The 18202-nt window shown below is 70.8% G+C and carries 17 protein-coding genes and 2 tRNA genes; 5 read left to right on the forward strand and 14 right to left on the reverse strand.

Going from position 1 to position 18202, the window contains the following annotated elements; all coding sequences use genetic code 11:
* Nucleotides 1-43: 43 nt before the first annotated feature.
* The 4 genes from AAG689_RS10950 to AAG689_RS10965 form a co-directional block, all read right to left on the reverse strand.
* Nucleotides 44-925 (reverse strand): oxaloacetate decarboxylase, encoded by an 882-nt coding sequence (locus AAG689_RS10950; protein WP_406625955.1) that lies wholly within the window; start codon nucleotides 923-925, stop codon nucleotides 44-46.
* Nucleotides 926-1114: 189 nt separating this feature from the next.
* Nucleotides 1115-2161, reverse strand: a complete 1047-nt coding sequence (locus AAG689_RS10955; protein WP_406625956.1) for an alpha/beta hydrolase family esterase — start codon at nucleotides 2159-2161, stop codon at nucleotides 1115-1117.
* 11 nt (nucleotides 2162-2172) lie between these two features.
* Nucleotides 2173-2775 carry an isochorismatase family protein gene (locus AAG689_RS10960; protein WP_406625957.1) on the reverse strand — a complete coding sequence of 201 codons (603 nt, stop codon included), beginning with the start codon at nucleotides 2773-2775 and terminating at the stop codon, nucleotides 2173-2175.
* Nucleotides 2776-2799: 24 nt separating this feature from the next.
* Complete coding sequence (locus AAG689_RS10965) at nucleotides 2800-3774, reverse strand: asparaginase (RefSeq protein WP_406625958.1); 975 nt, start codon at nucleotides 3772-3774, stop codon at nucleotides 2800-2802.
* A 68-nt stretch (nucleotides 3775-3842) separates the two neighbouring features.
* On the opposite strand from AAG689_RS10965, the gene lexA reads away from it, so the two are divergent.
* The 3 genes from lexA (at nucleotide 3843) to AAG689_RS10980 (ending at nucleotide 5520) form a co-directional block, all read left to right on the forward strand.
* On the forward strand, nucleotides 3843-4517 hold the full coding sequence (lexA, locus tag AAG689_RS10970; protein WP_024000973.1) for a transcriptional repressor LexA: 675 nt from the start codon (nucleotides 3843-3845) through the stop codon (nucleotides 4515-4517).
* Nucleotides 4518-4676: 159 nt separating this feature from the next.
* Nucleotides 4677-5012, forward strand: coding sequence for a hypothetical protein (locus tag AAG689_RS10975; protein ID WP_406625959.1), 336 nt, complete (start codon nucleotides 4677-4679; stop codon nucleotides 5010-5012).
* Nucleotides 5013-5025: 13 nt separating this feature from the next.
* Nucleotides 5026-5520, forward strand: coding sequence for a pyridoxamine 5'-phosphate oxidase family protein (locus AAG689_RS10980; RefSeq protein ID WP_406625960.1), 495 nt, complete (start codon nucleotides 5026-5028; stop codon nucleotides 5518-5520).
* Between the two features lie 6 nt (nucleotides 5521-5526).
* Here AAG689_RS10980 and hrpA read toward each other — a convergent pair whose 3' ends face one another.
* Both hrpA and AAG689_RS10990 read right to left on the reverse strand, forming a co-directional pair.
* Nucleotides 5527-9516 carry an ATP-dependent RNA helicase HrpA gene (hrpA, locus tag AAG689_RS10985; RefSeq protein WP_406625961.1) on the reverse strand — a complete coding sequence of 1330 codons (3990 nt, stop codon included), beginning with the start codon at nucleotides 9514-9516 and terminating at the stop codon, nucleotides 5527-5529.
* A 32-nt stretch (nucleotides 9517-9548) separates the two neighbouring features.
* A complete protein-coding gene (locus tag AAG689_RS10990) occupies nucleotides 9549-10889 on the reverse strand; it encodes an NAD(P)H-dependent oxidoreductase (RefSeq protein ID WP_034690031.1) in 1341 nt (446 codons plus the stop codon).
* Nucleotides 10890-11045: 156 nt separating this feature from the next.
* On the opposite strand from AAG689_RS10990, the gene AAG689_RS10995 reads away from it, so the two are divergent.
* Both AAG689_RS10995 and AAG689_RS11000 read left to right on the forward strand, forming a co-directional pair.
* Nucleotides 11046-12212 (forward strand): metallophosphoesterase, encoded by a 1167-nt coding sequence (locus AAG689_RS10995; RefSeq protein WP_406625962.1) that lies wholly within the window; start codon nucleotides 11046-11048, stop codon nucleotides 12210-12212.
* Nucleotides 12213-12244: 32 nt separating this feature from the next.
* Nucleotides 12245-13438, forward strand: coding sequence for an MFS transporter (locus AAG689_RS11000; protein ID WP_406625963.1), 1194 nt, complete (start codon nucleotides 12245-12247; stop codon nucleotides 13436-13438).
* Between the two features lie 61 nt (nucleotides 13439-13499).
* Here AAG689_RS11000 and AAG689_RS11005 read toward each other — a convergent pair.
* From AAG689_RS11005 to iscU, 8 genes are all read right to left on the reverse strand, one after another.
* Nucleotides 13500-13574 (reverse strand) — tRNA-Val (locus AAG689_RS11005).
* Between the two features lie 31 nt (nucleotides 13575-13605).
* A tRNA-Val gene (locus AAG689_RS11010) sits at nucleotides 13606-13680 on the reverse strand.
* Between the two features lie 23 nt (nucleotides 13681-13703).
* Entirely contained in the window at nucleotides 13704-14432 is a 729-nt protein-coding gene (gene dnaQ, locus AAG689_RS11015; protein ID WP_020229307.1) for a DNA polymerase III subunit epsilon, read from the reverse strand.
* 84 nt (nucleotides 14433-14516) lie between these two features.
* Nucleotides 14517-14855, reverse strand: coding sequence for an ISC system 2Fe-2S type ferredoxin (gene fdx, locus AAG689_RS11020; protein WP_406625964.1), 339 nt, complete (start codon nucleotides 14853-14855; stop codon nucleotides 14517-14519).
* Nucleotides 14856-14872: 17 nt separating this feature from the next.
* Complete coding sequence (gene hscA, locus AAG689_RS11025) at nucleotides 14873-16741, reverse strand: Fe-S protein assembly chaperone HscA (RefSeq protein ID WP_406625965.1); 1869 nt, start codon at nucleotides 16739-16741, stop codon at nucleotides 14873-14875.
* Nucleotides 16742-16784: 43 nt separating this feature from the next.
* Nucleotides 16785-17303, reverse strand: coding sequence for a Fe-S protein assembly co-chaperone HscB (gene hscB / locus AAG689_RS11030; RefSeq protein WP_020229310.1), 519 nt, complete (start codon nucleotides 17301-17303; stop codon nucleotides 16785-16787).
* A 159-nt stretch (nucleotides 17304-17462) separates the two neighbouring features.
* A complete protein-coding gene (iscA, locus tag AAG689_RS11035; RefSeq protein WP_406625966.1) occupies nucleotides 17463-17786 on the reverse strand; it encodes an iron-sulfur cluster assembly protein IscA in 324 nt (107 codons plus the stop codon).
* A gap of 5 nt (nucleotides 17787-17791) precedes the next feature.
* Complete coding sequence (gene iscU / locus AAG689_RS11040) at nucleotides 17792-18193, reverse strand: Fe-S cluster assembly scaffold IscU (protein WP_020229312.1); 402 nt, start codon at nucleotides 18191-18193, stop codon at nucleotides 17792-17794.
* Between the last annotated feature and the right edge of the window lie 9 nt (nucleotides 18194-18202).

Genomic DNA, 18202 nt, shown 5'->3' on the forward strand with positions numbered 1-18202 from the left:
TTCGGGTCTATGGGTGTGGCCGCGGCGCGGCCGGCAGGGAAATTCAGCCGCCCGCATCCATGAAGGCGCGCGCGCGCCGCTCGATGGCCAGGGCCTGCGGCGTGCCGCAGAGCGTGTGCAGGTCGTCGAACGGGGCGAACACCTGCGCGTCCACGCGCGTGCCGCCCCACTCGCGGATGCGCCGCAGCCCCTCGCGCATGCCGTGGATGGCCGACAGCATCAGCGAGGCCGACAGGCTCACGCGCGCCACGCCCGCCGCCTGCAGGCGCTCGAAGGTCAGCCCGGCGCAGTCCGGGTGCTGCTCGATGAGGTTCATGCCCACCGGCCCGTCGATCGCGGCCGCCAGCTGCTCGGCCTCGTCCACGCGCGAGACGCCCTGGATGAAAACCATGGTGGCGCCCGCGCGCAGGTAGGCGTTGGCGCGCTCGACGGCCGCATCGATGCCCTCGATGCCCAGCGCGTCGGTGCGCGCGTTGAGCACGAAATATGGGTCGCGCCGCGCCGAGGCTGCCGCGTCGAGCTTGGCGCACATCTCGCGCAAGGGGATGAGCTCCTTGCCCTCGACGCGGCCGCAGCGCTTGGGAAAGCTCTGGTCTTCCAGGTTCATGCCGGCGGCGCCCGCCGCCTCGAATTCGCGCACGGTGTGCCACACGTTCACCACGCCGCCATAGCCCGTGTCGCCATCGCCCATCACGGGAATGTCCACGGCGGCGGCGATGCGGCGCGTGCGGTCGGCCATCTCGCGCATCGACAGGATGCTGAAATCGGGCAGCCCGTCCGCCGCCGACAGCGACAGGCCCGACACCTGCAGGGCCTCGAAGCCCGCCTCCTGCGCCAGCCGGGCGGAGAGCGCGTCGTACGCGGCGGGCATGACGAGAAGCGGGGGACGCACGATGAGTTCGTGCAGGCGCTGGGCAGGAGACATGGGCGGGATGCGGCGGGCAGTCGATGGGCGCGTATTCTTTGCACCCGCCCGGCCAGCGTCCAGCACCCGGCCGCTTTTTCACATATGTGAAACCGGGCAGGCCCCGGCCCTGGCCTGCCTGCGCGCCGCGCGACTACATTTTCAATAGCTGCCCGCGCTTGTCTGGCAAGCGCTGGAGCCCTATTTCACTCATACCTCGCTGCGGCCGAACTGGCGCGCGGCGAAGGCCCAGATCAGCGCCGAGGCATCCGGCCCGGCCGGGTCGCTGTAGGGCCGGTGCGCGGCCCCGCCGCTCCAGGCGTGCCCCAGGCCCAGCACCTCGCGCAGTACCACCACGGCGCGGCCGCGGACCTTGAATTCTGTCACCCGCATGGCGTAGCGCTGGCCGCGCTGCTGCACGCGCTCGGGCCCCGGGCGGGCGCCCAGCGCCTCGGCCCAGAGCTGCGCCGTGGCGGCGGCGTTGCGCACCGACACCACGCCGTCCGCATCGCCATGCAGCACGAGCAGCGGCGGCAGCGCAGGGGAAGCCGGCGCGGGGCATCCCGGCATGAGCGGCGCGGGCAGGCGCGCCGCGCGCCGCCCCTGCATGGCGGCAAGTGCGGTGGCCGCCGACTCGGCCGTGCCCGGCGCGGCGCCCGAATGCACGGCCACGGCGCAGAAGCGCTGCGGGTACAGCGCGGCCATGAGCGCGGCCATGCCGGCCCCGGCCGACAGGCCCGCCACGGCCACGCGCGCCGGATCGACGGGGTGCCGGTGGGCCACCTTGTCGATGGCCGCCAGCAGCGTGGCGGCCTCGGCCGCGGCCTTGCCGCTGCGGCGCTCGAACCAGTTCCAGCAGCCGTGGGCGTTGGCCACCCGCTCCTGCTCCGGGTAGAGCACCAGGAAGCGCCCGCGCGCGGCCAGCCGGTGCATGCGCGAGGCGGCCGCCAGGTCGCGCCCCGTCTGGCCGCAGCCGTGCAGCATGACCAGCAGCGGCAGCTTTTCGCCGGGCCGCAGCGCCAGGCCGGGCGGGATGTGCAGGTGGTAGCGCCGCGCGCCGGCAGGCCCCGGCGCCACGCCGGGCAGCCAGTCGCCGGGGGCGCGCGCCGGGCGCTTGGCGGGCACGGCCAGCGGCGCCACGGCGGCCTTGCGCCGTGCCGGGCGGGCCGGCCGCGCGGCACGCGCCAGCGCCTTGAGGTTGCGCTGGTACGCCCGCGTGAGCGCGGACAGGGAAAACAACCGGGAGCGCCGCGCCATGGCGCCCCCTCCTACTTGACCAGCCCCAGCATGTCCTTGAACGCCGGGTGCTCGCAGCTGCGCAGCCACTCGAACGCCACCATCTCGGTGGTGACCAGCTCGGCGCCCGCGCCGGCCAGGCGGTCGAAGGCGGCATCGCGGTTGCGTTCGGTGCGGGAGCTGCAGGCGTCGGTGACCACCCAGACGTCGAACTCGTCCTCGATGAGCTGCAGCGCCGTCTGCAGCAGACACACGTGCGCCTCGCAGCCCGCGATGACGATACTGGCGCGCTCGGGCGCCTGCTGCGCGGGTTTCTGCAGGTGCTTGGGCAGGCTGCGCGCATTGCCGCCTTGCGGCTTGGCCGGCGGGCGCAGCCACTCGCCCAGCCCTTCCTCGGTGGCGCTGAAATGCATCTTGGCCAGGGTCTTCTGGCACAGGGCGCGCAGCGCGGCGTCGTTCGGGCCCAGGCGCGAGGGGTTTTGCTCCGTGCCCCAGACGGGCACGTCCACCAGCCGGGCGACCTGGGCCAGGCGGCGGGCGTTGTCCAGCACGGCCGCGCCTTCGAAGATGGCGGGCATCAGGCGCTCCTGGTAGTCCACGAGCACGAGTTGGGATTCGGAGGCGTCAAGCAGCATGGCTAGGCAGTGTCCTGAAAGAGATCATCCGGGCATTGTCGCAGCCAGCAGTTCCAGCAGCAGGGACACGCGCGCCTTGACGGGACTCAGGCCGTCCGCGTCCTGCCAGCGCGCGTCCTGCAGCGCCAGCATGCGCCCCTGCGGGCAGCGCGAGGCCACGCGCACCCGCACGCCCGCCGCAGCGGCGCGCGCCAGCGCCTGCTCCAGCGCCGCGTGCAGCGTGCCGTTGCCCGTGGCGGCCACCACGATGCCCGCCGCGCCGCCCTGCACCAGCCAGTCCACCAGCGCGCCGTCGGCGCCCGCATGGCTCAGGACGATCTCCACGCGCGGCCAGGGCCGTGCCTCCAGGGCCTGCGCCAGCGCGCCGTGGGCAGGCGCCTGCGCCGCGGGCGCGCGGCCATGCGCCCAGCGCACGCGCCCCGCTTCCACCCAGCCCAGCGGCCCCGTGTCGCCGGAGTCGAACGCGTCCAGCCGCAGCGGGTGCACCTTGCTCACCTCGCGCGCGCCGTGCACCACGCCCGCCGCCGCCACCAGCACGCCGCGCGCGGACGGCTCGGCCGCCAGCGCCACCGCATCCAGCAGGTTCTGCGGCCCGTCGGGCGCGAGTGCCGTGGCGGGCCGCATGGCGCAGGTCAGCACCACGGGCTTGTCCGCGGGCAGTACGCTGTGCAGCAGCCAGGCCGTCTCCTCCAGCGTGTCCGTCCCGTGGGTGACGACGATGCCCGCCACCGACGCATCCGCCAGCAGCGCGGCGCAGCGCGCCGCCAGGCGCGCCCAGACGGCGTGCGTCATGTCCTTGCTGTCGATCTGCGCGACCTGTTCCGCCGCCAGCTCCGCGCCGCCCGCCGCGCGCTCCAGCCCCGGCACGGCGGCCAGAAGCTGGGCCACGCCGATCTGCGCCGCCGTGTAGCCCACGTTGGCGCCGGCCACCTCGGACGTGCCCGCGATCGTGCCCCCGGTGCCCAGCACCACGATTTTTCTTGCCTGACCCACTTGCACCCTTTCAAAAACTGTTCAAAAATACAGTTACTGGATCGAAAAACAGTTATCCACCTCTGGAGCCCGCCATGCTCGACAGTCCCAAGCTCACCGCCCGCCAACAGCAGATCCTGGACCTGATCCAGACCGCCATCGCGCGCACCGGCGCGCCGCCCACGCGCGCCGAGATCGCGGCCGAGCTGGGCTTCAAGTCCGCCAATGCGGCCGAGGAACACCTGCAGGCCCTCGCGCGCAAGGGCGTGATCGAGCTGGTCAGCGGCACCTCGCGCGGCATCCGGCTGCGCGGCGAGACCGTGCGCCACATCAACGCGGCGCGCGGCGCCCAGTTCAGCCTGCCCATTCCCGGCCTGTCGCAGCTCACGCTGCCGCTCATCGGGCGCGTGGCCGCCGGCTCGCCGATTCTCGCGCAGGAGCACGTGGACCAGTCCTACACCCTGGAAGGCAGCCTGTTCCAACACAAGCCCGACTACCTGCTCAAGGTGCGCGGCATGTCCATGCGCGACGCGGGCATCATGGACGGCGACCTGCTCGCCGTGCAGGCCACGCGCGAGGCGCGCAACGGGCAGATCATCGTCGCGCGCCTGGGCGACGAGGTCACCGTCAAGCGCCTGCGCCGCACCGGCACACACATCGAGCTGCTGCCCGAGAACCCCGACTACCCCGTGATCCAGGTCGATCCGGGTGAGCCCTTCGAGATCGAGGGCCTGGCCGTGGGCCTGATCCGCAACACCATGCTGATGTAGCAGCGCCACCCCTTTCGTGCGCTGGCGCAGGTGGCGGGCGTCTGGCAGGTGGAAGGCCCCACGGGGCTGCCGCATGCCAACCCTGCGCGAGCGTGGTTTCCCGTTGGCAATCCTGCCTGTGTTCCACCTTGCATGCCATGCGCATGATGGAGTCTTCACATGGGATTCGCTCTCCCCGCACTCGCCACCCTCGCCCACCCGCTGGGCGCCGTCGCGCGCTGGATCTTTCCGCGCCCCGCAGCCGCCAGCCCCACCCCATCGGCGCGGCCCGCGCCGGCCGTGGCGCGCATCCTCGTTCCGCAGCCCTGCCCGGGCGAAGCGCCCGCGCCCGCCGCCATCCAGGCGCCGCCCCCGGCGCGGCCCGTGCGCGTGATGCTCCGCACGTTGGAGGACGGCAGCCCGCGCATCGTGATCTCCGGCCGCATGGCCGACGTCTGCGCGGAGCTGGAGCGGCTGGTGCCCTCCCTCGACCCTGCGGCCGCGCCGGCGCCCTGACGGAGCCATCGCCATGCCCCACGAACCCCGCCTGGCCGCGGCGCTGCGCCACCTGGTGCACGGCCGCCGCACGGCGGCGCTGGCCACGCTGCTGCAGGATGCGGCGCGCACGGCGGCGCCGCAAGCGTCCTTCGTGCCCTTCGCCATGGACGCGGCGCAGGGCTGCTTCGTGCTGCACGTGAGCGCCCGGGCGGCGCACACCCGGCAGATGCAGGCCCACGCCGCGGTGGCCCTGCTCATCGCCGCGCCCGAGGAGGCGGGCCAGCCGGTGCACGCGCTGGAGCGCGTCGGCATCGAGGGCGAGGCGCGGCTGCTGGAACCCGGCAGCCCGGCCTGGGCGTCGGCACGCGACGCCTACCTGGCGCGCTTTCCCGAGGCGGAGTTCATGACCACACTGGGCGACTTCCGCTTCGTCGCCATCGACCCGCTGGCGGGACGCCACATCGCCGGGTTCGGCGCGGCACGCGACGTGTCGCGGCAGGAGCTGCTGGCCCTGATGGGTACCTGAGAAAGGTCACAGCATCAACTGCTGCCAGACTTTCTCCAGCCGCTTGCTGCTCACCGGATACGGCGTGCGCAGCTCCTGCGCGAAGAAGCTCACGCGCAGTTCCTCCAGCATCCAGCGGTATTCCTGCATGCGCGCGTCCACCTGACCCTTGCGCTCCGCCACCAGGCGCCAGTAGCGCTGCTCCAGCGGCTGCAGCTCCTTCGATTTGGCGGCGTCGCGCGCCGGGTCTGCGCGGTACTTGTCCAGGCGCGTGGTGATGGCCTTGAGGTAGCGCGCGTAGTGCTGCAGCTGCGCCCACGGGGCCACGGCGATGAAATGCTTGGGCACCAGCCTTTGCAGCTGCTCGCCCGCGTCCTTCGTCGCCTCCGGAGCGTTTTTGGTGTCCTTGATCTTGCGGGCGGCCACGGCGTATTCGGCGAGGATGCCGGCCGCCATGCGCGCCACCTCGTTGGCGATGAGCGTGAGGCGCCCGCGCCCGTCCTGCACGCGCTGCTTGAACTGCGCTTCATCGGCGGGCAGCGGCTCCTGCAGGAAGGCGCGGTCGATGGCGACGTCGATGATCTGCTGCCTCAGCTCCTCCTGCGTGCCCAGCGGCATGTAGGCCACGGCCATCTTCTGCAAGTCGGGGATGTTCTTCTCGAGGTACTTGAGCGCGTCCCGGATCTGCAGCGCGAACAGGCGGCGCAGGCCCGCGCGGTGCCGGGCCGCCGCCACCTCGGGCTCGTCGAATACCTCGATGGCGACGGCATCGCCCTGGTCAATGAGCGCGGGAAAGCCGATCAGCGTCTGGCCGCCCTTCTTGATCTCCATCAGCTCGGGCAGCTCGCCGAAGCTCCATTGCGTGTACCGGGCATCGGCCTTGCGCGGCGGCTCGGCCGGGGCGGCCTTTTCATTTTTGATAGCTGCTTGTGCTTGTCCTGCCTTGTTTTCCGATGGTTTTTCATCGGAAACCGGCTTCTGGCCAGCGCGACCAGCTATCTTTAATGAAGCAAGCGCCTGGAACGCCCCGCGCGCCTTGCTGCCCCATTCCGCCTTGAGCGCGGCGATGTTGCGCCCCTGGCCGAGCTGGCGGCCGTGCTCGTCGGTCACGCGGAAGTTCATGAACAGGTGCGGGCTGAGCATGTCCAGCTTGAAGTCGGCGCGCTTCACGTCGAGCGAGGTTTCATCGCGCACCTGCTTGAGCAGCGCGTCGATCAAACCGCCCTGCGCCCAGCGCCCTTCTTCGGTGAACAAGGCCGCGAGCCGCGCGGCGCTTTCGGGCAGCGGCACGAGGCGGCTGCGCGGGCGCTGCGGCAGGCTCTTCAGGAGCGCCTGGATCTTGTCCTTGAGCATGCCGGGCACGAGCCATTCGGCGCGCTCCTCGCTCACCTGGTTGAGCACGAACAGTGGCACCGTGACGGTGATGCCGTCGCGCGCGTCGCCGGGGCTGTGCAGGTAGGCGGCCGAGCAGTCCACGCCGCCGAGCTTGACGGTCTTGGGGAATTTCTCGGTGGTGATGCCCGCCGCCTCGTGGCGCATCAGCTCGCCCTCCTGCAGCTGCAGCAGGCTGGGCGCGGCCTTGGATGCGGCACGGAACCACTTGTCGAAGGTGGCGCCGCTGTAGATGCCCTCGGGAATGTGCTGGTCGTAGAAGGCAACGACCAGCTCGTCGTCCACCAGCACGTCCTGGCGGCGGCTCTTGTGCTCCAGCTCCTCCACCTTGCGCACCAGCTTGTGGTTGGCCGCGAGGAAGGGCCAGTGCGTGTCCCATTCGCCATCGACCAGCGCGCGGCGGATGAAGAGCTGGCGCGCCTCGTGCGGGTCGATGCGGCCGTAGCTCACGCCGCGCCCGTTGTAGACCACCAGGCCGTAGAGCGTGGCGCGCTCGTAGGCCACCACGTCGGCCTGCTTCTTGGACCAGTGCGGGTCGAGCAGCTGCTTCTTCAGCAGATGGCCGCCCACTTCCTCCAGCCATTGCGGCTCGATGGCGGCGATGCCCCGGCCGTAGAGGCGCGAGGTCTCGACCTGCTCGGCCGCGACGATCCAGCGCCCGGGCTTCCTGGACAGGTGCGCGCCGGGGTGCGGGTGGAAGCGGATGCCGTGCGCGCCCAGGTAGGACTCGCTTTCCTCGCCCTTGAACCCGATGTTGCCCAGCAGGCCCGAGAGCATGGACAGGTGCACCGCCTCGTAGCCCGCGGGCTTGTCATTCACCGGCCAGCGGTGCTCCTTGACCACGGTGAGCAGCTGCGAGTGGATGTCGCGCCACTCGCGCACGCGGCGGATGTTGATGAAGTTCTGGCGCAGCAGCTGCTCCCACTGGCGGTTGCTGAGCTTGTGGGCCGGCACCTCCGCGAGATCAGCGGCGGGCGCCTGCGCCTGCCGCTGCGCCACGGGCAGGAAGGGCTGGTTGCGCGCCGGGGCCGGGGCGGCGCCCTGCGCCGCCATTTCCTTGCGGCTCATGGCCACGGCCTTGCCGCCGCGCGCGTCGTGCAGCCAGTTCCACAGGCGCAGGTAGCCGGTGAACTCGCTCTTCTCGTCGTCGAACTTGGCGTGCTGCTGGTCGGCCTGCTGCTGGGCCTCCAGCGGCCGGTCGCGCACGTCCTGCACCGACAGGGCCGAGGCGATGACCAGCACCTCGGCCACCGCGCCGCGCGCGCGCGCCTCCAGGATCATGCGGCCCACGCGCGGGTCCAGCGGCAGGCGCGCCAGCTCCTGGCCCATGGGCTCCAGGCGCCCGCGCTCATCGACCGCGCCCAGCTCCTGCAGCAGTTGGTAGCCATCGGCGATGGCGCGGCCCGAGGGCGCCTCCAGGAACGGGAAGTTCACCACGTCGCCCAGGCCCAGCGCTTTCATGCGCAGGATGACGCCGGCCAGCGACGAGCGAAGGATCTCGGGGTCGGTGAAGCGGTCGCGCTGGTTGAAGTCGTCCTCGCCGTAGAGACGGATGCAGATGCCGTTGGCCACGCGCCCGCAGCGCCCGGCGCGCTGGTTGGCGGCCGCCTGGCTGATGGGCTCGACCAGCAGTTGCTCCACCTTGCTGCGGAAGGAATAGCGCTTCACGCGCGCCGTGCCCGCGTCGATCACGTAGCGGATGCCGGGTACGGTGAGCGAGGTCTCGGCCACGTTGGTGGCCAGCACGATGCGCCGGCCGGTGTGGCCGTCGAAGATGCGGTCCTGCTCGGCCTGCGACAGGCGCGAGAACAGCGGCAGCACCTCGGCACTCCTCAAGATGGGCGAATGCTGCAGATGCTTGCGCAGGTGGTCGGCCGCCTCGCGGATCTCGCGCTCGCCGGGCAGGAAGACCAGGATGTCGCCGCCCTTGCCGCCTTGCCAGAGTTCATCGACACCATCGGCGATGGCGTCGTTGAGGTCGAAGTCCTTCCTTTCCTCGAAGGGCTTGTAGCGCATCTCCACCGGATAGGTGCGGCCCGAGACCATGATGACCGGCGCGGGGCCTTGCTTGCCCTCGAAGTGCTTGGCGAAGCGCTCCGCGTCGATGGTGGCCGAGGTCACCACCACCTTGAGGTCGGGCCGCTGGGGCAGGATCTGCTTGAGGTAGCCCAGCAGGAAGTCGATGTTCAGGCTGCGCTCGTGCGCCTCGTCGATGATGAGCGTGTCGTAGGCCTTCAGGAGCGGGTCGGCCTGCGTCTCGGCCAGCAGGATGCCGTCGGTCATCAGCTTGACCGAGGCGCCCTTTTGCAGCGTGTCCTGGAAGCGCACCTTGTAGCCCACCACCTCGCCCAGGGGCGTCTTCAGCTCCTCGGCGATGCGCTTGGCGACGCTGCTGGCGGCGATGCGGCGCGGCTGTGTGTGGCCTATCAGGCGCCCGCGCGTGCCCTCCGGCGCGTTGCAGCGGCCACGCCCCAGCGCGAGGGCGATTTTGGGCAGCTGCGTGGTCTTGCCCGAGCCCGTTTCGCCGCACACGATGATGACCTGGTGCTTGTGCATCGCCGCCATGATCTCGTCGCGGCGGGCGGATACGGGGAGGGACTCGGGAAAGGAGATCGTGAGGGGCATAGGGGCGGGAATTATCCCAGGCCCGCTCAAGGTCAGCCGGCGAACATCGTCTCCATCTCGCGGCGCACCTTCCAGGCGTGGGTGGTGGTGTCGCTGTCCACGTCGTCCCAGGACAGCGGCTGGCCCTTGGCCACGGGGCGCAGCACCTTGACGTTGTGCGCCATGCCCAGCGGCAGGCCGCGGATGCGCCGCGAAGTGGCCGCCGGCAGCAGCTTGCCCCAGACGGTGTAGCCGCCCTCGCCGTCCAGCAGGTCGCCGGGGCGCAGGTCGCGCTTGGCGGTGGCCACCACGTCGGCGTTCCAGGCGCGCGGCACGCCCGTGGGCTCGCCGCGCAGCGCCACGCTGGCCACCGACATGCCCACCTCCAGTCCGATCAGGTGCCAGCGCTTGTACAGCGTGAAATAGCGGCCCGTGGGGTCGGTGTGGGCGTTGTATTCCTCGAAGCAGTGCTTGATGTAGTCGGTCTCGGCCTCCACCGTCACCCACACGCCCATGCGAATGTCGTAGGGGATCTTGCGGCCGTCCTTCTCCAGCGAGGAGATGACCTCCACCATGCCCTTCTTCTCCAGCACGCCGCCCTCGGAAACGGGGCGGGTGACGTAGGGAATGTCCTCCACGCTGGCGGGCGGGTACAGCAGGCCGTCGCTGGGCACAGCCAGGCCCGTGGCGTTGGAGACGGCCGTGCTCTCGATGCTGGGCTTGGAGCCGTCGAGGAAGCTGTTGAACATCTTGGGGTTGAGCCCGCCGCGCGCGGCCTGCTCGGGGCTCAATCCGTAGTGGCCCCAGACGGTTTCGGGCGTGGACTCGCAGAAGTGCGGCAGCCACTTGTGCCCGCGCCCTGCCGCCACCACCGGAAAGCCGCAGGTGCGCGCCCAGTCCACCAGTTCGCAGATCATGGCGGGCTGGTCGCCGTAGGCCAGCGAATACACCACGCCCGCCTGCGCGGCCTTGCGCGCCAGCAGCGGGCCGCAGAAGGCGTCGGCCTCCACCGTCACGTTGACCACGTGCTTGCCGTGCGCGAAAGCGCCCAGGATGTGGTCCACCGCCGCCATGGGGTTGCCCGTGCACTCCACGATCAGCTCGATCTGCGGGTGGCTCACCAGGGCCTGCCAGTCGTCGGTGATCCAGGTGGTGCCGTCCTGCAGCGCCTCCTGTGCGGAGCGGGCCGCGGACTGCCCGGGCTGCCAGCCCACGCGCGCCAGGCTGGCGCGGGCGTTGTCGGGCGACAGGTCGGCAATGCCCACGAGGTGCACGCCCGGCATGCGCGGCACCTGCGCGAGGTACATGGCGCCGAACTTGCCCGCGCCGATCAGGCCGATGCGGATGGGACGCCCTTCCTGGGCGCGCTGCTGCAATTGGTGGTGAAGGTTCATGGGTGCGGGGAAAGGGGTTGAGAAGATAGCCACGGGCACCCTAGCGCAAGCAGCGCCGTGCGTCTCTCGGGACAAGACCTGAGGCCACGTGCGCCCGATATGCGCGCGATGTGTGCGCGATATGCTCGCCCGTTTGCCCTCGCTCCCGCGCCCCGCATGGTCACGCTCGTCACCCTGGTCATTCCCCTGTTCGCCGCCTGGCTCTGGTGGCCCGTCGGCCCGCTGCCTCGGCGCACGCGCATGCTGGCCGTTGCCGCCACCGCCCTGTTGGGCTGCGCGCCCGCCCTGCTGCTGCGGGTGCTGCAAAGCGGCGCGCTGCCCTACCCCGTGGTGGCCTACCTGCAGGTACCCGGCGGCTGGGTGCTGGCCACGCTGCTGCTGATGACCCCGTTCGTCCTCCTGCGCGACGCGGCCTGGCTGGCCGCGCGCGCGGCCCGCGCCGGCGCGTGGGCGCGGCATCTGCATGCGCCGGCGCTCACCGCAGGCGCCCTGGTGCTCGCCCTGGGCGTGGGTGCCGGCGGCGTGTGGACCGCGCTGCAGCCGCCCGAGATGCAAGAGCGCACGCTCGCCCTGCCCGGGCTGCCCTCGGCGCTGGACGGCCTGCGCGTGGCCGTGGTGGCCGACATCCACGCCAGCCCCATCAACGACACACGCTATGTGCAGGCCGTGGTGGAGCGCACCCTGGCCGCGCGGCCCGACCTGGTCGTGCTGCCCGGCGACCTGGTCGATGGCGACGTGCGCAGCAGCGCGGCCCACGTGGCGCCGCTGGCGCGCCTGCGCGCGCCCCTGGGCGTCTGGGCCGCGCCGGGCAACCACGAGTACTACAGCGGCTACTACGCATGGATGGCCGAGTTCCGCCGCCTGGGCCTGGGCCTGCTCGCCAACCAGACCCAGGTGCTGGAGGTGCGCGGCGCCCGGCTGGCGCTGTCGGGCATCGGCGACCCGGTCTACGGCCGCACCTCGCCGGGCAACGCCGACCCGCGCGTGCCCGAGGGCGTGCCGCCCGACGTGGCCGCCGTCGCCCGCCTGGCGCGGGAAGCCGGGGCCGACTTCCACCTGCTGCTGGCCCACCAGCCCCGCTTCGCGCGCGACAACGCGGCCCACGGCGTGGGGCTGCAGCTCTCGGGCCACACGCACGGCGGCCACATCCTGGGCATGGACCGCTGGCTGGTCGCACCCGCCAACAACGGCTTCGTGCGCGGCGAGTACGCGGTGGACGGCATGCGCCTGTTCGTCAGCAGCGGCGCGGGCCTGTGGGCCGGCTTCGCGGTGCGCCTGGGCGTTCCGCCGCGCATCGACCTGCTGGTGCTGCGCCGCCGGTAGACTGCCGCCAAACCATTCTTTCTGCCGCAGCCATGACCTCCTCCCTCGAACGCCGCAACCTGGGCCTGCTCGTCGCGGCCCAGTCGCTGGGCGGCGCATCCCCGCCCATCATCATCTCGCTGGGCGGGCTGGTGGGGCAGATGCTGTCGAGCACGCCCACCGCGTCCACGCTGCCCGTGAGCCTCTACCAGCTGGGCCTGGCCCTGTCCACGCTGCCCGCGGCCTGGCTGATGCACCGCGCGGGGCGGCGCACGGCCTATGCGCTGGGGGCGGCGATGGGCATGCTCTCGGGGCTGGTGGCCGCCTGGGGCATCGCGCAGTCGGACTTCGTGCTGTTCTGCCTGGGCACCACACTGGCGGGCTTCTACGGGGCCTGCGTGCAAAGCTACCGCTTCGCCGCCACCGACGCGGTGGGCGAGCCCTCACGCCATGCCAGCGCCATCTCGCGCGTGATGGTGGGCGGGCTGGTTGCCGCCGTCATCGGGCCCCAGGTGGTCATCTGGACGCGCGACGCGCTGCCCGCCACGCCCTTCGCGGGCAGCTTCTACAGCCAGGCGGCCCTGGCGCTGCTGGCGCTGCCGCTGCTGCTGGCGCTGCGCCTGCCGCCCGCGCCGCCGCGAGCCGTGGCCGGGGACGCGCGGCCGCTGGGCGAGATCGCGCGCACGCCGCAGTTCGCCGTGGCGGCCATCGCCGGCGTGGTGAGCTACGGGCTGATGTCGTTCCTGATGACGGCCGCGCCCATGGCCATGGTGGGCTGCGGCCACAGCGTGGGCGAGGCGGCGCTGGGCATCCAGTGGCACGTGCTGGCCATGTTTGGGCCCAGCTTCTTCACGGGCCGGCTGATCGCGCGCTACGGCAAGCGGGCCATCACCGGGCTGGGGCTGGTGCTGATCGCCGCCTCCGGCCTGATGGCGCTGATGGGACTGGCGCTGACGCACTTCTGGGGCGCGCTGGTGCTGCTGGGGCTGGGGTGGAACTTCGGCTTCATCGGCGCCACGGCGATGCTCACCGAGTGCTACCGCCCCAGCGAGCGCGCCAAGGTGCAGGCGCTGAACGACTTCCTCGTCTTCGGCACCGTGGCCGTGGCCTCGTTCGGCTCGGGCCAACTGCTGCACACGGTGGGCTGGGAGGGCATCAACGCGGGCATGCTGCCGCTGGTGGGCGCCGTGCTGGCGCTGCTGCTGTGGCAGGCCCGGCGCCAGGCACGCATCGCGCCTGCCGCGTAGCACCGGAAGGCCGGAAAAGACAAAGGGCCTGGAATCGCTTCCAGGCCCTTGGTCTTCGATGTGGTGGGTGATACATGGATCGAACATGTGACCCCTGCCGTGTGAAGGCAGTGCTCTACCGCTGAGCTAATCACCCGAACCGGGCCTGCGGCCCGCTTCGAAAAAACTGGTGGGTGATACATGGATCGAACATGTGACCCCTGCCGTGTGAAGGCAGTGCTCTACCGCTGAGCTAATCACCCGTGTCGTTTGCGACAGCCTGCGATTATGGCACAGCTTTCAGGCCGTCCTGGAAAGATCGCCAAATTGTTTTGCCGCCGCTGGCCTTGTCGATCTGCGCCAGCACGTCCTCGTGCTCGGCCAGCTCCTGGGCGCTGGCGGGCAGCACGACCAGCGCGATGCGGCTCAGGTCCACTGCCGCCACGCGCACGCCGCCCTCGCTGCCCTGCGCATCGTCTGCGATCAGCAGCGCGTCCTGGCCGCGGGTCATGTTGATGTAGACGTCGGCCAGCAGCTCGGCGTCGAGCAGAGCGCCGTGCAGCGTGCGGCCGGAATTGTCCACCTCCAGGCGGTCGCACAGCGCGTCCAGCGAGTTGCGCTTGCCGGGGAACATCTCCTTGGCCATGGCCAGGGTGTCGGTGATGCCGCCAACGTAGGTGGTGAACGGCGGGCGGCCCAGGCGCTCCAGTTCCTTGTTGATGAAACCGACGTCGAACGCCGCGTTGTGGATGATGATCTCGGCGCCCTGCATGAAGGCGAGGATGTCGTCGGCCACCTCGGCGAACTTGGGCTTGTCGCGCAGGAACTCCGTCGTCAGCCCGTGCACGCGCAGCGCGTCCTCGTGGCTGTCGCGCTCGGGGTTGATGTAGAGGTGCAGGTGGTTGCCGGTGAGCTTGCGGTTGAGCAGTTCCACGCAGCCGATCTCGATGATGCGGTCGCCGTTCTCGGCCGACAGGCCCGTGGTTTCCGTGTCGAAGACGATCTGGCGCGTCATACGTGCCCCCACGCTCGGCACTTCGTGTGCTCGCTGCCCCCCAGGGGGCGCGAGCTTGCTTGGGGCGGCCCGGCGCTGCGCTCATCAGTGGTTTTCCTTGGCGTGGTTGATGGAGTACTTGGGAATCTCCACGGTCACGTCGCTCTGCGCGAGGATGGCCTGGCACGACAGGCGCGATTGCGGCTCCAGGCCCCAGGCGCGGTCGAGCATGTCTTCCTCCTGCTCGTCAGCCTCGTTCAAGGAATCGAAACCCTGGCGCACGACGACGTGGCAGGTGGTGCAGGCGGCGACCATGTCGCAGGCGTGCTCGATCTTGATACCGTTTTCGAGCAGCGCCTCGCAGATCGAGGTGCCGGCGGGCGCGCTGACCTGCGCGCCTTCGGGGCAGTATTCGGGGTGGGGCAGTATCTTGATGACGGGCATGGGATGTGTCCAGGAATTCAGAGCGAGCCGACGTTCTTGCCGGCCAGGGCGTCGCGGATGCCGCGGTTCATGCGCTGGGCGGCGAAGGCCTCGGTGCCCTTGGCCAGCGCGCTGGTCGCGGCCTCGATGGCGGCCGCGGGGGCGCCGGACTGCAGCGCATCCTGCAGCGCCTGCATGAGCGCGTCGATGTCCACGCGCTCCGCTGGTGAGAGCACGTCGCCGTCGGCCTCCAGCGCGGAGCGGGTGGCGATCAGCAGGCGGTCGGCGTCCACGCGCGCCTCGACCAGCGCGCGCACCTGCATGTCCTGCTGGGCGGTGGCGAAGCCTTCCTGCAGCATGCGCGCGATCTGCTCGTCGGACAGGCCGTAGGAGGGCTTGACGTCGATGCGTGCCTCCACGCCGCTGGTCTGCTCGCGCGCGCCGACGCTCAGCAGGCCGTCGGCATCCACGGTGAAGGTGACGCGGATGCGCGCCGCGCCCGCCGCCATGGGCGGGATGCCGCGCAGCTCGAAGCGCGCCAGGCTGCGGCAGTCCGCCACCAGGTCGCGCTCGCCCTGCACCACGTGGATGGCCAGCGCCGTCTGCCCGTCCTTGTAGGTGGTGAAGTCCTGCGCCTTGGCGGTGGGGATGGTCTCGTTGCGGCCGATGATGCGCTCCACCAGCCCGCCCATGGTCTCGATGCCCAGCGACAGCGGGATCACGTCAAGCAGCAGCAGGTCGCCCGCCGCGTCGTTGCCCGCGAGCTGGTTGGCCTGGATGGCGGCTCCGATGGCCACCACCTCGTCCGGGTTGAGGTTGGTGAGCGGCTCGCGGCCGAAGAATTGGGCCACGGCTTCGCGCACCTGCGGCATGCGCGTGGAGCCGCCGACGAGCACCACGCCCTGCACGTCGTCACGCCCGATCTGCGCGTCGCGCAGCGCGCGGCGCACGGCGGCGAGCGAGCGCTGGGTCAGCACGTCTGTGGCGGCGGCGAAGTCGGAACGCTTGACATCCAATTGGACGGTAGCGCCCGCCAGGCAAGCGCTGAATGCTACGGTTTCCGAAGCAGTCAGTGCCTCCTTGCAGGCGCGCGCGGCCAGGCGCACGGCGGTCTTGTCCTCGGGCGTCGTGGCCTGCAGGCCGAGCTGGCCGAGCACCCAGTCGGCGAGCAGCGCGTCGTAGTCGTCGCCGCCCAGGGCCGAGTCGCCGCCCGTGGCGATGACCTCGAACACGCCTTGCGTGAGGCGCAGCACCGATATGTCGAACGTGCCGCCACCCAGGTCGTACACGGCATAGATGCCCTCGGCGGCGTTGTCCAGCCCGTAGGCGATGGCGGCGGCGGTGGGCTCGTTGATGAGGCGCAGCAGGTGCAGGCCGGCCAGCTTGGCCGCGTCCTTGGTGGCCTGGCGCTGGGCATCGTCGAAATAGGCGGGCACGGTGATGACGGCGCCATGGATGTCGCTGTCGAAGCTGTCTTCCGCACGGAAGCGCAGCGTGGCGAGGATCTCGGCGCTCACCTCCACGGGCGACTTCACGCCGCCCGCGGTCTGCAGGCTCAGCATGCCACCCGCGCCCTCGGGCAGGGCGAATCGGTAGGGCAGCTTGTCATGGCCGGCGATGTCCGCCAGCCCCCGGCCCATGAAGCGCTTGACGGAGGCCAGCGTGTTGGCCGGGTCCTGCAGGTGGGCGGCGGCGGCCTCGTGGCCGATCTGCCGGCCGCCGTTCTCCAGGTAGCGCACGACGGAGGGCAGCAGCACCCTGCCCTGCGCGTCCGGCAGGCATTCGGCCACGCCGTTGCGCACGGCGGCCACCAGCGAATGCGTGGTGCCCAGGTCGATGCCGATGGCAACGCGCCGCTGGTGCGGGTCGGGGGACTGGCCGGGTTCGGAAATCTGCAGGAGCGCCATGGGGAATGTGGTTCTTGTGGTCGTGTGCGTGGAGGTGCGGGGGCTATTGTCCCAGTTGCTCCCGGCGCAGTTCGATGTCGTGCGCGAATCGCGCAATGAACATGAGGGCTCTGACCTCGCGCGCCGCGCCGGCCCAGTCCTGCCGGTCGTCGATCAGCGTGGCCAGGCGCTCCAGCGCGGCGCGGCGGGCGGCCTGGGTTTCGTCGTCCAGTGCGTCGAGCGCGTCGCCGCCCCGTGCATCGTCCAGAGCCTCGCGCCACTCCATCTGCTGCATGAGGAAGGCGGCGGGCATGGCCGTGTTGTCCTCGGCCCGGATGGGCGCGCCGTGCAGTTCGCACAGGTAGGCGGCGCGGCGCTGCGGGTCTTTCAGGCGCTGGTAGGCCTCGTTGATGCGCACCGACCACTGCATGGCCACGCGCTGCGCGGCCGGCCCCTGAGCGGCGAAGCGGTCGGGATGGGCCTCGCGCTGCAGTTCCTTCCAGCGCGCATCGAGAAACGCGCGGTCCTGGGCGAAGCGGCGCGGCACGCCGAAGAGCTCGAAGTCGTCGGATTGGAGGTTCATAAAAATGTGAGCGGCTTGCGCTGGCTGACACTCGTTTTCAGGTGCTTTTCATATGAAAACTGGCTTGCGACAGGCGCAGGCAGCTCACTTTTTTGAAAAGCGTCCATAAAAAAACCGCCAGCACGGTCAGCGGTGGCGGTCTGCTCGGAACGCTCGGCGTCAGACGCGAAAGCTCTCCCCGCAGCCGCAGCGGTCGCGCTCGTTGGGGTTGCTGAAGCGAAAGCCCTCGTTGAGCCCCTCGCGCACGAAGTCCAGCTCGGTGCCGTCGATGTAGGCCAGGCTCTTGGGATCAATGAGCACCTTGACGCCGTGGTTCTCGAACACGATGTCCTCCGGCGCAGCCTCGTCCACGTATTCGAGCTTATAGGCCAGGCCCGAGCAGCCCGTGGTCTTGACGCCGAGGCGCACGCCCAGCCCCTTGCCCCGGCGGGAAAGGTAGCGGTTCACATGCCGGGCGGCGGCTTCGGTCAGCGTGATGGCCATGGTCTTCAGGCGGCTTCCATGGCCGCGCCGTGCTTGGCCTTGTAGTCGTTGACGGCGGCCTTGATCGCGTCTTCGGCCAGGATGGAGCAGTGGATCTTCACGGGCGGCAGCGCCAGCTCCTGCGCGATCTCGCTGTTCTTGAGCTGCGCTGCTTCGTCCAGCGTCTTGCCCTTGACCCATTCCGTGACCAGCGACGACGAAGCGATGGCCGAGCCGCAGCCGTAGGTCTTGAAGCGCGCGTCCTCGATGACGCCGGTGTCCGGGTTCACCTTGATCTGCAGCTTCATCACGTCGCCGCAGGCGGGCGCGCCCACCATGCCGGTGCCCACGGTGTCGTCGCCCTTGTCGAACGAACCGACGTTGCGGGGGTTTTCGTAATGGTCGATCACTTTGTCAGAGTAAGCCATGGTGTGTTC

It is taken from the genome of Acidovorax sp. SDU_ACID1, assembly GCF_045291395.1.
In the GTDB taxonomy this organism is placed as follows: Bacteria; Pseudomonadota; Gammaproteobacteria; order Burkholderiales; family Burkholderiaceae_C; genus MR-S7.

Coding starts and splice junctions, on each gene's coding strand:
- AAG689_RS10950 (WP_406625955.1), bottom strand. CDS start 925: ATGTCTCCTGCCCAGCGCCTGCACGAACTCATCGTGCGTCCCCCGCTT.
- AAG689_RS10955 (WP_406625956.1), bottom strand. CDS start 2,161: ATGGCGCGGCGCTCCCGGTTGTTTTCCCTGTCCGCGCTCACGCGGGCG.
- AAG689_RS10960 (WP_406625957.1), bottom strand. CDS start 2,775: ATGCTGCTTGACGCCTCCGAATCCCAACTCGTGCTCGTGGACTACCAG.
- lexA (WP_024000973.1), top strand. CDS start 3,843: ATGCTCGACAGTCCCAAGCTCACCGCCCGCCAACAGCAGATCCTGGAC.
- AAG689_RS10975 (WP_406625959.1), top strand. CDS start 4,677: ATGGGATTCGCTCTCCCCGCACTCGCCACCCTCGCCCACCCGCTGGGC.
- AAG689_RS10980 (WP_406625960.1), top strand. CDS start 5,026: ATGCCCCACGAACCCCGCCTGGCCGCGGCGCTGCGCCACCTGGTGCAC.
- hrpA (WP_406625961.1), bottom strand. CDS start 9,516: ATGCCCCTCACGATCTCCTTTCCCGAGTCCCTCCCCGTATCCGCCCGC.
- AAG689_RS10990 (WP_034690031.1), bottom strand. CDS start 10,889: ATGAACCTTCACCACCAATTGCAGCAGCGCGCCCAGGAAGGGCGTCCC.
- AAG689_RS10995 (WP_406625962.1), top strand. CDS start 11,046: ATGGTCACGCTCGTCACCCTGGTCATTCCCCTGTTCGCCGCCTGGCTC.
- AAG689_RS11000 (WP_406625963.1), top strand. CDS start 12,245: ATGACCTCCTCCCTCGAACGCCGCAACCTGGGCCTGCTCGTCGCGGCC.
- dnaQ (WP_020229307.1), bottom strand. CDS start 14,432: ATGACGCGCCAGATCGTCTTCGACACGGAAACCACGGGCCTGTCGGCC.
- fdx (WP_406625964.1), bottom strand. CDS start 14,855: ATGCCCGTCATCAAGATACTGCCCCACCCCGAATACTGCCCCGAAGGC.
- hscA (WP_406625965.1), bottom strand. CDS start 16,741: ATGGCGCTCCTGCAGATTTCCGAACCCGGCCAGTCCCCCGACCCGCAC.
- hscB (WP_020229310.1), bottom strand. CDS start 17,303: ATGAACCTCCAATCCGACGACTTCGAGCTCTTCGGCGTGCCGCGCCGC.
- iscA (WP_406625966.1), bottom strand. CDS start 17,786: ATGGCCATCACGCTGACCGAAGCCGCCGCCCGGCATGTGAACCGCTAC.
- iscU (WP_020229312.1), bottom strand. CDS start 18,193: ATGGCTTACTCTGACAAAGTGATCGACCATTACGAAAACCCCCGCAAC.